14 protein-coding genes and 1 other annotated feature are annotated in these 13212 nt (G+C 54.3%); of the genes, 13 read left to right on the plus strand and 1 reads right to left on the minus strand.

The window, feature by feature from the left end:
- Positions 1-37: 37 nt before the first annotated feature.
- Positions 38-490 (minus strand): YslB family protein, encoded by a 453-nt coding sequence (locus tag CWI35_RS14905; RefSeq protein WP_013144566.1) that lies wholly within the window; start codon positions 488-490, stop codon positions 38-40.
- A 244-nt stretch (positions 491-734) separates the two neighbouring features.
- On the opposite strand from CWI35_RS14905, the gene CWI35_RS14910 reads away from it, so the two are divergent.
- The 13 genes from CWI35_RS14910 to ilvN all read left to right on the plus strand — a co-directional run bounded on the left by CWI35_RS14910 (position 735) and on the right by ilvN (position 13173).
- Positions 735-1343 carry a succinate dehydrogenase cytochrome b558 subunit gene (locus tag CWI35_RS14910; protein ID WP_011232147.1) on the plus strand — a complete coding sequence of 203 codons (609 nt, stop codon included), beginning with the start codon at positions 735-737 and terminating at the stop codon, positions 1341-1343.
- A 169-nt stretch (positions 1344-1512) separates the two neighbouring features.
- Positions 1513-3270, plus strand: a complete 1758-nt coding sequence (gene sdhA, locus CWI35_RS14915) for a succinate dehydrogenase flavoprotein subunit (protein WP_011232146.1) — start codon at positions 1513-1515, stop codon at positions 3268-3270.
- 1 nt (position 3271) lies between these two features.
- Positions 3272-4033 carry a succinate dehydrogenase iron-sulfur subunit gene (gene sdhB, locus CWI35_RS14920; RefSeq protein WP_011232145.1) on the plus strand — a complete coding sequence of 254 codons (762 nt, stop codon included), beginning with the start codon at positions 3272-3274 and terminating at the stop codon, positions 4031-4033.
- A gap of 233 nt (positions 4034-4266) precedes the next feature.
- Positions 4267-4491: a helix-turn-helix domain-containing protein gene (locus CWI35_RS14925; protein ID WP_008881129.1), complete on the plus strand. Its 225-nt coding sequence runs from the start codon at positions 4267-4269 to the stop codon at positions 4489-4491.
- A 208-nt stretch (positions 4492-4699) separates the two neighbouring features.
- Positions 4700-5143 (plus strand): MarR family winged helix-turn-helix transcriptional regulator, encoded by a 444-nt coding sequence (locus CWI35_RS14930; RefSeq protein ID WP_014196465.1) that lies wholly within the window; start codon positions 4700-4702, stop codon positions 5141-5143.
- Between the two features lie 9 nt (positions 5144-5152).
- Positions 5153-5947, plus strand: coding sequence for a glutamate racemase (gene racE / locus CWI35_RS14935; RefSeq protein ID WP_011232143.1), 795 nt, complete (start codon positions 5153-5155; stop codon positions 5945-5947).
- A 104-nt stretch (positions 5948-6051) separates the two neighbouring features.
- Positions 6052-7125 (plus strand): GerMN domain-containing protein, encoded by a 1074-nt coding sequence (locus CWI35_RS14940; RefSeq protein ID WP_011232142.1) that lies wholly within the window; start codon positions 6052-6054, stop codon positions 7123-7125.
- 151 nt (positions 7126-7276) lie between these two features.
- On the plus strand, positions 7277-8047 hold the full coding sequence (gene rph / locus CWI35_RS14945; protein ID WP_119877902.1) for a ribonuclease PH: 771 nt from the start codon (positions 7277-7279) through the stop codon (positions 8045-8047).
- Complete coding sequence (locus tag CWI35_RS14950) at positions 8044-8658, plus strand: XTP/dITP diphosphatase (RefSeq protein ID WP_011232140.1); 615 nt, start codon at positions 8044-8046, stop codon at positions 8656-8658. The genes rph and CWI35_RS14950 overlap by 4 nt, the downstream gene beginning before the upstream one ends.
- A complete protein-coding gene (locus CWI35_RS14955) occupies positions 8655-9161 on the plus strand; it encodes a metallophosphoesterase family protein (protein ID WP_011232139.1) in 507 nt (168 codons plus the stop codon). Before CWI35_RS14950 ends, CWI35_RS14955 begins: the two co-directional genes overlap by 4 nt.
- Before the next feature lie 516 nt (positions 9162-9677).
- Positions 9678-10577, plus strand: a complete 900-nt coding sequence (ilvE, locus tag CWI35_RS14960) for a branched-chain-amino-acid transaminase (protein ID WP_011232138.1) — start codon at positions 9678-9680, stop codon at positions 10575-10577.
- A 22-nt stretch (positions 10578-10599) separates the two neighbouring features.
- Positions 10600-10866, plus strand: a binding site (T-box leader).
- A 70-nt stretch (positions 10867-10936) separates the two neighbouring features.
- Positions 10937-12676: an acetolactate synthase large subunit gene (gene ilvB / locus CWI35_RS14970; protein ID WP_033845346.1), complete on the plus strand. Its 1740-nt coding sequence runs from the start codon at positions 10937-10939 to the stop codon at positions 12674-12676.
- Positions 12655-13173, plus strand: coding sequence for an acetolactate synthase small subunit (gene ilvN, locus CWI35_RS14975; RefSeq protein ID WP_011232136.1), 519 nt, complete (start codon positions 12655-12657; stop codon positions 13171-13173). Before ilvB ends, ilvN begins: the two co-directional genes overlap by 22 nt.
- The last annotated feature ends 39 nt before the right edge of the window (positions 13174-13212 follow it).

A 13212-nucleotide genomic window follows, 5' to 3' on the forward strand; every position in this document is an offset into this window, starting at 1 on the left:
GCGCCCGTTTTGCGAGCGGGCGCCCGTTGCCTACATTTCATTCGATCGCCTGCTTCCGATCCCATTTCACCAAAATGCGCGCTTTGCCGTCCCGCTTTGGCGGCAGTTCGACCGCTTCGGTGACGAACCGCTTTTGTTGTTCGATTTGCTGGGCGAGAAATCCAGCCTCAAGTTGGAACGAGCAGCTGCCGTACAAGGAAAAGCGGGCGGCGATGATGGGGCCTGACAGCTCGATATATAGTTCGTCGTTTCGCTCTTCGCCGGTTGATAGCTCCCCCCAGCCCGCCCGTTCAAAAAATACGGCGACGTCATCGAGCGTTCCGAGCGGGTAGCGCCGTGCCAGCTGTTTGCCGGCCCAGTACAGCAGCGAAGCGGCATCTTTGCCAAGCAGCTCGGGAAGAAGCGAATGGCGAAGCAGCTCAGCCCCGAATGCGGAAAGCGCAATCGACCCAAACATTTGATATTGATCCTCTAATGGTGGCTGTTTCATCGTTTTCCCCTCTTTCTATCCATTTCCCCATTATAGCTGAATTGCTGCCGGAGTGCATCCTCTTTCCTAAGGTGGCGCAACTATGAGAATGTTTGAACATTTTGTGGCAGTGTTTTCTTGACGCTTGTACAATGTGGGAGTACAATGAATGTGACAAAGCGAATAAGGGAATGGAAGGCGTTTTCGTTTCCGCATGGCGAGCGAGAGGGACATATTTTTTATTCAATTGAAGGGGGTTTACATAATGGCAGGGAATCGCGAGTTTTACTATCGCCGGCTCCATTCGCTGCTGGGGGTTGTTCCCGTCGGCATCTTTTTAGTGCAGCACTTGGTCGTCAACCATTTTGCGACCCGTGGGCCGGAAGCGTTTAACCGGGCGGCGGCGTTTATGGAAAACTTGCCGTTCCGCTATTTTCTTGAAATTTTTGTTATTTTCCTTCCATTGTTGTTCCACGCTGTATACGGCATTTATATCGCGTTTACAGCCAAATTCAACACTCGCCAGTACGGCTATTTTCGCAACTGGATGTTCATGCTTCAGCGGATCACCGGCATCATTACATTGATTTTTGTCGTCTGGCATGTGTATGAAACGCGGGTGCAAGCCGCATTCGGCGCCGAAGTGAACTACGATATGATGGCCAACATTGTCGACAATCCGTTTATGCTCGGATTTTATATTGTTGGAATCTTGTCCACGGTCTTTCACTTCGCCAACGGCTTATGGTCGTTCTGCGTCAGCTGGGGGTTGACGGTGTCCCCTCGTTCGCAGCAAGTATTTACGTACATTACGATGATCATTTTCATCGCGCTTTCCATTGTCGGCATTCGCGCCATCTTGGCGTTTGCGTAAGACAAGCGTTCCATTCCTAGGGAATGATTCGACGATGAACTGCTGCGTTGGCTCGTGACAGATCGCGTCTTAGCCGTTCGCCGAACGATCGCTTGGTCGATGGCGGGCCGGCAAGGCAAAACGTGCGGCATGCAAGCAAAAGCAGCAATCTATTAGGGAGTGAGTAGCTATGAAAAAAGGGAAAATCATCGTTGTTGGCGGTGGGCTGGCCGGTTTGATGGCCACGATTAAAATCGCCGAAGCAGGAGTGCCTGTCGAACTGTTTTCGCTCGTTCCGGTAAAGCGTTCTCACTCCGTCTGTGCCCAAGGCGGCATTAACGGAGCGGTCAACACGAAAGGGGAAGGCGACTCGCCGTGGGAGCATTTTGACGACACCGTCTATGGCGGGGACTTCTTGGCGAACCAGCCTCCGGTCAAAGCGATGTGTGAAGCGGCGCCGGGGATTATTTACATGCTCGATCGGATGGGCGTCATGTTCAACCGGACGCCGGAAGGGTTGCTTGATTTCCGTCGTTTCGGGGGGACGCAGCATCACCGGACCGCCTATGCTGGAGCCACGACTGGCCAACAAATTTTGTATGCACTTGATGAACAGGTGCGCCGCCATGAAGTGGCCGGGCTCGTCACGAAGTACGAGCATTGGGAGTTTTTAGGCGTCGTTTTGGATGACGAGCAAATCTGCCGCGGCATCGTCGCACAAGATTTGCGGTCCATGGAAATCAAAGCGTTTCCAGCCGATGCCGTCATTTTGGCGACCGGCGGCCCGGGGATCATTTTTGGGAAATCGACGAACTCGGTCATCAACACTGGTTCAGCGGCTTCGATCGCCTATCAGCAAGGCGTTTACTACGCGAACGGCGAGTTCATCCAAATTCACCCGACCGCCATTCCGGGCGATGACAAGCTCCGCCTTATGAGCGAATCGGCGCGCGGGGAAGGCGGACGCATTTGGACGTATAAAGACGGGAAACCGTGGTACTTCCTTGAGGAAAAATATCCGGCTTACGGAAACTTGGTGCCGCGCGACATCGCCGCACGGGAAATTTTCCACGTCTGCGTCGATTTGAAGCTCGGCATCAACGGCGAAAACATGGTGTATTTGGATTTGTCACATAAAGATCCGAAAGAGTTGGATGTTAAGCTCGGCGGCATTATCGAAATTTACGAGAAGTTCATGGGCGAAGACCCACGCAAAGTGCCGATGAAGGTGTTCCCGGCCGTTCACTACTCGATGGGCGGCTTATGGGTCGACTATGACCAAATGACGAACATCAAAGGGTTGTTTGCTGCCGGCGAGTGCGACTATTCGATTCACGGCGCGAACCGCCTCGGGGCAAACTCGCTTCTGTCGGCGATTTACGGCGGAATGGTCGCCGGCCCGAACGCCGTCCGCTACATCCGCGGCCTCGAGAAATCGGCGGATGCGATGCCGTCGACGTTATACGACAGCTATGTGAAACGGGAGCAGGAAAAATGGGAGAACATTTTGGCGATGGACGGCACGGAAAACGCCTATGTGCTGCATAAAGAGCTCGGTGAATGGATGACGGCGAACGTGACGATCGTCCGCTACAACGACCGGTTGCTGAAGACGGATGAGAAAATTCAAGAGCTGATGGAGCGGTACAAAAACATCAGCGTCACCGACACGTCGAGATGGAGCAACCAAGGAGCGACGTTTATCCGCCAGCTGTACAACATGCTGCAGCTCGCCCGCGTCATTACGCTTGGCGCTTACCATCGCAATGAAAGCCGTGGGGCGCACTACAAGCCGGAGTTTCCGGAGCGCAATGACGAAGAGTGGCTGAAAACGACGATGGCCCGCTACACGCCAGATGGTCCGGCGTTCCATTATGAAGACGTTGACGTCTCGTTGATTAAACCGCGCAAGCGCGACTACAGCAAAAAGAAAGAGGAAGTGAAGTAAGATGAGCGAGAACAAAACGGTTCGTTTGATCATCACGCGCCAAGATCGTCCGGATTCCGCGCCGTATGAAGAAGAGTTTGTCATTCCGTACCGCCCGAACATGAACGTCATTTCGGCGCTCATGGAAATTCGCCGCAATCCAGTCAACGCCAAAGGGGAAAAAACGACGCCGGTCGCTTGGGAAATGAACTGTCTGGAAGAAGTATGCGGAGCCTGTTCGATGGTCATTAACGGCAAACCGCGCCAGGCGTGCGCCGCGCTCATTGACAAACTCGAGCAGCCGATCCGCCTTGAGCCGATGCGCACATTCCCTGTCATCCGCGACTTGGTCATCGATCGGAGCCGGATGTTTGACGCGTTGAAGCGAGTGAAAGCATGGATTCCGATCGACGGAACGTACGACTTGGGTCCGGGGCCGCGCATGCCAGAGCGGAAGCGGCAATGGGCGTACGAGCTGTCAAAATGCATGACATGCGGCGTCTGCCTCGAAGCGTGCCCGAACGTCAACAGCAAGTCGAACTTTATCGGCCCGGCGCCGCTGTCGCAAGTGCGGCTGTTTAACGCCCACCCGACCGGGGCGATGCATAAAGCCGAACGGCTGCGGGCGATTATGGGCGACGGCGGACTGGCCAACTGCGGCAACTCGCAAAACTGCGTGCAATCGTGCCCGAAGGGCATTCCGTTGACGACATCGATCGCGGCGTTAAACCGCGAAACGACGATTCAAATGTTCCGCGATTTCTTTGGCAGCGACGAAGTGTAGCGGCAGAATCAAAATCCCCTTCATTCGAATAGACATGAGGGGGATTTTTTGTTTTTCTGGACAAGCGGCAGCCAACCGTCTCCGGCGAACCGAAAGATGAAGAAAAAAAAGACCCATTTTTCTATTAGATAAGCAAATTTTCGTCACCGCCGCTCTTGCTCTCACATACGATATGGCGAGGAAATACCCATCCGGCAGTTCGGGCCCATTGAGAGCAAGGAGGGTTACAACCGTTGAAGGACAAATCGTTTCAATCGAAGCCGCTTTTGACAAAAAGAGAAAAAGAAGTCTTCGAATTGCTCGTGCAAGACAAGACGACGAAAGAGATCGCCAAAGAGCTGTTTATCAGCGAGAAAACGGTCCGCAACCATATTTCGAATGCGATGCAAAAGCTTGGGGTCAAGGGGCGCTCGCAAGCTGTCATTGAATTGCTTCGAATGGGCGAACTTGAACTATAAACGATGCCGGCTTTCCTTGTTGGACAGCCGGCTGTTATGTTCCCTTGCGGCCGGACGAGGCTTGGCGCCCGTCCGGCCTTCGTCCGCGGCGGCCGCCGCATTTTTTTGTTGATTATCTTTGCCGGTGTTGTAAAATGAAAAGTAAGAATAGCTGTCGGCGCAAGCCGCCGTTTGAGGCTGGCCGCGGAAACGATCAAGGAGAGATGGTATGCCGTCTGCGATGAATGAAAGAACGGTCGCCGAGTTGGAAAAATTGCTTCGCTATATCGCCGCAAATTTGAAACAGCGCGGCCGTGAAATTTTAACCAACTATCCGATCACCCCACCGCAATTTGTCGCCCTGCAGTGGCTGCTTGAAGAAGGGGACTTGACGGTCGGCGAGTTATCGAACAAAATGTATTTGGCGTGCAGCACGACGACCGACTTGGTCGACCGCATGGAGCGGAACGGACTTGTCGCCAGAGTCCGCGATGAACACGACCGCCGCGTCGTCCGCATTCGCCTTCTTGAAAAAGGGGAGCGCATTATCGAAGAAGTGATTGAGAAACGCCAGCGCGATCTAGCGAGCGTGCTTGAAAGCTTTTCAGACGAGGAAATCGTCGTCTTTGAGCGTTGTTTGCGCAAATTGCATCAAGAAATGACGAAAGAATGAGGCGATCACTTGGAAAGAGCAATTGGTGTCATTGACTCAGGAGTCGGCGGTTTGACCGTCGCCAAAGAAATTATGAGGCAGCTGCCGAAAGAACAAATTATTTACTTAGGCGACACCGCCCGTTGCCCGTACGGGCCGCGGCCGGTGGAAGAAGTCCGTCGATTTACGTGGCAAATGATTGATTACTTGCGGCAATATCCCTTGAAAATGCTTGTTATCGCCTGCAACACCGCGACGGCGGTCGCGCTTGACGACGTGCGGGCGAAGCTTGACATTCCTGTGCTTGGCGTTATTCATCCCGGCGCTCGCGCCGCCCTGAAAGCGACTAGGCGCGGGCACATCGGCGTCATCGGCACGATTGGCACGATCCGAAGCCGGGCGTATGAAAAGGCGCTTCAATCAATCAATCCGCGCGTCCAAGTCGAGAGCTTGGCCTGTCCGAAATTCGTTCCGCTGGTGGAAAGCGGCGACTTTGAAGGGCAGGAGGCGATGGCGATCGTCGCCGAATCTCTCGCTCCGCTCCGACCGCTGCCGATCGATGTGCTGATTTTAGGCTGCACGCATTATCCGTTGCTCGCGCCGCTCATTCGCACGTATATGGGCAAACGCGTGAAGCTCATTTGCTCAGGCGGTGAGACAGCTCGTGAAGTGAGCGCGATTTTGCATCACAGCCAGCTCCTTTACACCGGCGAGCGCGAACCGGAGCATTTGTTTTTCACGACTGGGCCGAAAGAGCTGTTTGAAAAGATTTCCGGGAAGTGGTTTGGCAAGCCGATCGGCACGGTCGAAGCGATTCGGCTGTAACCAACAAATCCTTTAGCGTCCATGCGCTAAAGGATTTTTTTATTCTATTTTGGAAAACGGCTCGTATACATAGTAGTACAAACTACGAGTAGGAGGGAACGTCAATGAAACGGACGACTCACATATGGGCGGCGCCGCTGCTCGCCTCGCTGTTGTTGCTTGGCGGCTGCGGTTTGTTTGGGCGAGATGAGGCGGTGAAGGAGATCGATCCGCCGCAAGAGACGAGTTATGTCAAAGACGGCCAAGCGCTTCAGGAAGCGACGGAAAGCCAAAAGGAAGAGAAGGAGAAAGCGAAGGCCACCGAGACGGTGAAAAGAGAGCTGTACTTGATTGACAAAAACGGCTTTGTCGTGCCGCAAACAGTGGAATTGCCGAAAACGCAGGCCGTGGCGAAACAAGTACTCGAATATTTGGTTGAAGACGGACCTGTGTCAGAAATGTTGCCGAACGGCTTCCGCGCGGTCATTCCGGCCGGAACGACGGTGCTTGGCACAAAATTGGAAAAAGACGGAACGTTGATCGCCGACTTTTCTCCAGAATTTAAAAACTATAAGCCGGAGGACGAAAAACGAATTTTGCAGTCCATTACGTGGACGTTGACGCAATTTGACAATATCAAGCGCGTCAAAATCCGCATCAACGGCTACGATCAAAACGTGATGCCGGTCAATAAAACACCGATTCAAGATGGGGTAAGCCGCGCCGACGGCATCAATATGGAAGCGAGCGGCGTGCCAGACATTACGAATACGCATCCAGTCACCGTTTATTTTGTCGCCCAACAAGGGAACAGCACATACTATGTGCCGGTGACACGGCGTGTGTCCAATAAGGAGAAAGATGATATTGCCGCGGCCGTCAACGAACTGATTCAAGGACCAGAGCAAGGGAGCGGGCTTGTCGGCGTCTTTCAGCCGGACGCGAAGCTTGTCGATGCCCCGAAATATGAGGATGGCAAAGTGACGCTCAACTTTAACGAAGGCATTTATGGAAGCAACAAGAAAAATGTCATTTCCGACGTCGTGTTGAATTCCCTCGTTTTGTCGCTCACTGAGCAAAAAGGAGTCGAAAGCGTGGCGATCACAGTCAATGGCAAAGCCAATCTTGTCACGGAAGACGGCAAGCCGCTCACCAAACCGGTCGCTCGGCCGCAAAACGTCAATACCGGGACATTTTAACCGGTTGGTGCTGACAGGCTGGAAACGAATAGGACGTTATGGTATAACAAAGAGGTGGAAACGTATTCCGCCTCTTTCTTTTTTTCGCTAGGTGGAAAGAAATGCGGCGTCTGGCATTCCGTTGAAGATGGAGAAAAGGAGGACTCAGTTGATGAGAGCGGACGGACGAAGCAGTTGCGAGCTGCGCCCTGTACATATAAACCCGCATTACATGAAGCACGCTGAAGGGTCGGTGCTCATTGAAGTCGGCGACACGAAAGTCATTTGCACGGCGACGGTCGAAGAGAAAGTGCCGTCGTTTATGCGCGGCGGCGGCAAAGGATGGATTACGGCCGAATATGGGATGCTGCCGCGGGCGACAGAGCAGCGGAATGTGAGGGAAGCGAGCAAAGGAAAAGTGTCGGGGCGGACGATGGAAATTCAGCGCTTAATCGGCCGTGCGCTTCGCTCGGTTGTTGATCTTGAACAGCTTGGTGAGCGGACCATTTGGATCGATTGCGACGTCATTCAGGCGGATGGCGGAACGCGGACGGCGTCGATCACCGGTGCGTATGTGGCGCTTGTGTTGGCGCTTGCCAAACTGGTGGAAGAAGGGAGGCTCGAGGCGCTTCCGATCCGCGATTTTCTCGCCGCTACCTCGGTCGGCATCGATCCGGAGCATGGGGTGATTCTTGATTTAGATTACAACGAGGATGCGCGGGCGAAAGTGGATATGAACGTCGTCATGACCGGAGCCGGTCAATTTGTTGAGATTCAAGGGACCGGAGAGGAAGCGGTTTTTTCACGCGCCGAGCTCGATGAATTGCTTGAAGCGGCGCAAATAGGCATCGAGCAGCTCATCGCCGTTCAGCGCCGCGCATTGGGCGAGTGGGCGGCGCGCATCGGCGAAAAAAAAGAAGCGGCAGAGGAGGACACAGAGTGAAGGAGATTGTCATCGCGACCAAAAACGCTGGCAAAGTGCGCGAGTTCGCCGCTTTGTTTGCCAAGCGGGGCGTCGAAGTGAAATCGCTGCTTGACTTTCCGGACGCTCCGGATGTCGCAGAAACGGGAAGCACGTTTGCGGAAAATGCCGTGCTCAAAGCAGAAGCGGCGTCGCGGCGTCTAAAGCGGCCGGTGATCGCCGATGATTCCGGGCTCGTGGTCGATGCGCTCGGCGGCCGGCCGGGCGTTCATTCGGCCCGTTATGCCGGGGAAGATAAAAACGATGCACGCAACATCGCCAAGCTGCTTCGCGAGCTTGACGGGGTGCCGATGGAGCAGCGCACGGCTCGTTTTCATTGTGCGCTCGCCGTCGCGATCCCAGGGCGGCCGACCGCCGTTGTCGAAGCGACATGCGATGGTTATATCGCCGAAGCGCCGCGTGGGGAGGGGGGCTTTGGCTATGATCCGGTTTTTTACCTTCCGGAGCGGGGAAAAACGATGGCGGAGCTTGCGCCCGAGGAAAAAAATCAAATCAGTCATCGCGCCAAGGCGCTGACGAAGCTCGATGAGCAGTGGGAGGAGATCGTCGGTGGAAAGGGGCGGACGGAATGAAGGCGGTGATTGTGAGCGACAGCCATGGGCTGACTGCCGAACTTGCTGCAATTGTCAACCGTCATCGCCATGAAGCGGATTTGTTTATCCATTGCGGCGACTCGGAGTTGGAGGTGGGGGCGGACGAGATTGCCCCGTTTGCCGTCGTACGCGGCAACTGCGATTTCGCCGCGTTTCCTGCTGAGCGCATCGAAGAGGTGGGCGGCGTTCGGTTGTTTGTCACCCACGGCCATTTATACGGGGTGAAAACGTCGCTTTTGCGTTTATCCTATCGCGCACAAGAAACAGGGGCTCACGTCGTTTGTTTCGGCCACTCGCATTTGGCCGGTGCTGAACAAATCGATGGGTTGCTGTTCATCAATCCCGGCAGCATCGCCTTGCCGCGGGGAAGAAAAGAAAAAACGTACGCGGTGCTGACGGTCGACAGCGGACGGGCGCACGTCCAGTTTTATGAAGTGGATGGACAGCCTATTCTCAAAATGGAACAAACGTTTTCTATCTAAGCCGGCAAAACCGCCGGCTTTTTTACGGTAAGCAAGGCCGCTTCAACAGGTTCGCTTTCAAAATGGAAGTGCCATATAGCGTGTTTGGAAAGGGGGCCTGTGTTTGGGCCGCCTTTTTTCGTTTTGGGGAGATGAAGTGGAAAAAGGCGCATCGTTTTGATTCGTCATTTTCATGTCCGAGTGAGAAGCGAACGTTGCTTACGGATCTTTTCTATCAGAAAAATGAGCGCGCCTTGAGCCCGTTATGTTCATATCGAATGAGGAGCGAACTGCGCTCAAGGGCGCGTTTTCTATGAGACGGCAAAGAAAGAAAAAATTTTTTTATATCGGCAAAACCTTGATTCTATCATAATGTAAGCGCATTCAAATAGTTTGACCAATCGGAATTTTCAAAAAACGTTATTGACGGCGCAAAGGTTTCGGATTATTATAATTTTCAAATAAGAGAAACGACTCAATACAATGATCGAGCCGTTCAAAGCAACTGCTGACTGATCAAGGAAGAGGGGAACCGAAGTGGGCGAACAATGGATCTTTTTAAACGGAGAATTTGTGACAAAAGAAAACGCCAAAATTTCCGTGTATGACCATGGATTTTTGTATGGCGACGGGGTATTTGAAGGCATTCGCGTCTATAGCGGCAACGTATTCCGCCTCGAAGAACATATAGATCGGCTATACAATTCAGCGAAGTCGATTTTGCTCGACATTCCGTACACGAAGGAAGAAATGATTGGCCACGTGCTCGAAACGATCCGCCGCAACGGCTATCAAGATGCATACATCCGCCTGGTCGTTTCGCGCGGGGTCGGCGATTTAGGACTGGATCCGTACAAATGCAAAACGCCGCAAATCGTGATTATCGTCGAGCCGCTCGCGCTCTTCCCGAAACATTTATATGAAACCGGCATCGAAGTGGTGACAGTGGCGACGCGCCGCAACCGCTCTGATGTGCTGAGCCCGAAAGTCAAATCGCTCAACTACCTAAACAATGTGCTTGTCAAAATCGAGGCGCATTTGGCGAACGTAAGCGAAGCGCTGATCTTAAACGATCAAGGCTATGTCGCGGAAGGTTCGGGAGACAATGTTTTCATCATCAAAAACGGCGTCATTTACACACCGCCTGGGTATGTCGGGGCGCTTGAAGGCATTACGCGTCAAGCGATCATCGAAATCGCGGAGGATCTCGGCTATACGGTGAAAGAGGAGCCGTTTACCCGCCATGATGTCTATGTCGCGGATGAAGTGTTTTTGACGGGGACGGCGGCCGAAGTCATTTCGGTCATTAAAGTCGATGGCCGGACGATCGGCGACGGGACGCCGGGACCGCATACCAAGCGGTTGCTTGAAGAATTTCGCCGCCGCGTGGTCGTCGAAGGAGTAAAGGTGTATCCGACGAACGCCAATGTCGGTTGATCGTCCATGACAAGTGGATAGCGAAAAAGCGTTGACGAGGATAAGTAGTCAGCGGGGTCAACATCCACAGAGAGCCGGGGGAGCTGCGAACCGGTGATGTTGCCGCTTGATGAACTCACCTCTGAGCGCCAGCCTGAACGCCGGACGGCTAGTAGGGCTGGACGAGTGGAGACGCGCGCTTCACTCGTTACCAAAATGAGCGGCCGGCTTCGGCTGGCCGCTCCTGAGGCGGCCGTCACGGCCGTGAAGAAGGGTGGTACCGCGGAAAGGAAACCTTTTCGCCCCTTTGGCTGGAAATGACAGCCATCGTGGGCGGAAAGGTTTTTTATATGGATGACAAATCACAGGGAGGATCGACGATGACAAAAATGAAAGTCGAGGAACAAGAAAAAGCGAGGACGAAGGCGAGAATGAGCGGGTCGCTGATGCTCATTGAAGCGCTCAAGGAAGAAAAAGTCGAAGTCATCTTCGGCTATCCGGGGGGGGCGGTGCTCCCGCTGTATGACGAGTTGTATAAAGCCGGCGTGTTCCACGTGCTGACGCGGCATGAGCAAGGGGCCATCCATGCGGCGGAAGGATATGCGCGCATTTCTGGAAAACCAGGGGTCGTCATCGCCACCTCCGGCCCGGGAGCGACCAACATCGTCACCGGGTTGACCGACGCGATGATGGATTCGCTGCCGCTCGTCGTCTTTACCGGGCAAGTGGCCACGAGCGTCATCGGCTCGGATGCGTTTCAGGAGGCGGACGTTGTCGGCATTACGATGCCGATTACGAAACACAACTACCAAGTGCGCGACATCAGCGAGCTGCCGAGAATCATTAAAGAGGCGTTTCACATTGCGACGACCGGGCGCCCCGGACCGGTGTTGATCGATATTCCAAAAGACATTACGACGGCCGAAGGGGAGTTTGATTACGATCAAGACGTTCATTTGCCTGGCTATCAGCCGACGACGCAGCCGAACCATTGGCAAATCCGCCGGCTTGTCGAGGCGGTCAGCCAATCAAAGCGGCCGGTCATTTTAGCCGGCGCTGGCATCTTGCACGCCAATGCGTCCAATGAATTGCGGCAATACGCCGAACAGCAAAACATTCCGGTCATTCATACGCTCCTTGGCCTTGGCGGTTTCCCGGCCGACCATCCGCTGTTTTTAGGCATGGCCGGCATGCACGGTACGTATACGGCGAATATGGCGCTGTGTGAATGCGATTTGCTCATCAACATCGGCGCCCGCTTCGATGACCGGGTCACCGGCAATTTAAAATATTTCGCGCCGAAAGCGACCGTCGCCCATATCGACATCGATCCGGCGGAAATCGGCAAAAACGTGCCGACGAAAATTCCAATCGTCAGCGATGCAAAAGCCGCCTTGCAAGAGCTGATCGCCCAGCAAGGCAAGCCGGCGGACACCGCGGCGTGGCTCGCGCAGCTTGATGAATGGAAGCGGCGCTTCCCGCTCCATTATGAGCCGGAAGCCGGCACGATCAAACCGCAAAAACTGATCGAGATGATCTATGAAATGACAAACGGCGAGGCGATCGTGACGACGGACGTCGGCCAGCATCAAATGTGGGCGGCGCAATATTACAAGTTCAACCGGCCGCACCGGTGGGTGACGTCCGGGGGGCTCGGCACGATGGGCTTCGGGCTTCCGGCAGCGATCGGCGCCCAGCTCGCCGACCGGAGCGCTACGGTCGTTTCGATCGTCGGCGACGGCGGCTTCCAAATGACGTTCCAAGAACTGTCGGTCATCCAGGAGCTACGGCTGCCGATCAAAATCGTCATCGTCAACAACCAGGCGCTCGGCATGGTGCGGCAATGGCAGGAGCTGTTCTATGACAAACGGTACTCCCATTCGCTCATTCCGAACCAGCCGGATTTCGTCAAGCTTGCCGAAGCATACGGGATGCCAGGTCTGCGGGCGAAGACGGAGGCGGAAGCGGCCGAAGTGTTAAAACAAGCGTTTGCGATGGATGGGCCGGTGCTGCTTGATTTCCATGTCCGCGCCGACGAGAACGTCTATCCGATGGTGGCGCCCGGCAAAGGGCTTCATGAAATGGTGGGGGTGAAAGCATGCGAAGAATCATCACGATGACAGTCAACAACCGCCCCGGCGTCTTAAACCGCATTACCGGGTTGTTTACAAAGCGGCATTACAATATCGAAAGCATTACGGTCGGGCATACGGAAATCGAGGGCATTTCGCGGATGACGTTCGTCGTCAACGTTGACGATGAACGGACGGCGGAGCAAATCATTAAGCAGCTGAACAAGCAGATTGATGTGTTGAAGGTGAATGACATCACCGACCAAGCGATCGTCGCCCGCGAGCTGGCGCTCATTAAAGTTGCCGCTCCTCCGGCGGTCCGCCAGGAAATTTACACGCTCATCGAGCCGTTTCGCGCCTCGATCGTCGACGTAAGCAAAGACAGCCTCGTCATTCAAGTGACCGGCGAGCCGGAGAAAGTCGAGGCGTTGATTGAACTATTGCGCCCGTACGGCATTAAGGAAGTGGCGCGCACGGGAACGACCGCGTTCACCCGCGGGGCGCAAAAAGCGACGACGAATCAGAAAACGGCGTTCATTATTTAACAGCTATCATACAAAACAGCGCTGATTGCTTCATGGAAC

The sequence above is a fragment of the [Bacillus] caldolyticus genome, assembly GCF_003595605.1.
Classification (GTDB): Bacteria; Bacillota; Bacilli; order Bacillales; family Anoxybacillaceae; genus Geobacillus; species Geobacillus thermoleovorans.

Coding starts and splice junctions, on each gene's coding strand:
- CWI35_RS14905 (WP_013144566.1), bottom strand. CDS start 490: ATGAAACAGCCACCATTAGAGGATCAATATCAAATGTTTGGGTCGATT.
- CWI35_RS14910 (WP_011232147.1), top strand. CDS start 735: ATGGCAGGGAATCGCGAGTTTTACTATCGCCGGCTCCATTCGCTGCTG.
- sdhA (WP_011232146.1), top strand. CDS start 1,513: ATGAAAAAAGGGAAAATCATCGTTGTTGGCGGTGGGCTGGCCGGTTTG.
- sdhB (WP_011232145.1), top strand. CDS start 3,272: ATGAGCGAGAACAAAACGGTTCGTTTGATCATCACGCGCCAAGATCGT.
- CWI35_RS14930 (WP_014196465.1), top strand. CDS start 4,700: ATGCCGTCTGCGATGAATGAAAGAACGGTCGCCGAGTTGGAAAAATTG.
- CWI35_RS14940 (WP_011232142.1), top strand. CDS start 6,052: ATGAAACGGACGACTCACATATGGGCGGCGCCGCTGCTCGCCTCGCTG.
- rph (WP_119877902.1), top strand. CDS start 7,277: ATGAGAGCGGACGGACGAAGCAGTTGCGAGCTGCGCCCTGTACATATA.
- CWI35_RS14955 (WP_011232139.1), top strand. CDS start 8,655: ATGAAGGCGGTGATTGTGAGCGACAGCCATGGGCTGACTGCCGAACTT.
- ilvB (WP_033845346.1), top strand. CDS start 10,937: ATGACAAAAATGAAAGTCGAGGAACAAGAAAAAGCGAGGACGAAGGCG.
- ilvN (WP_011232136.1), top strand. CDS start 12,655: ATGCGAAGAATCATCACGATGACAGTCAACAACCGCCCCGGCGTCTTA.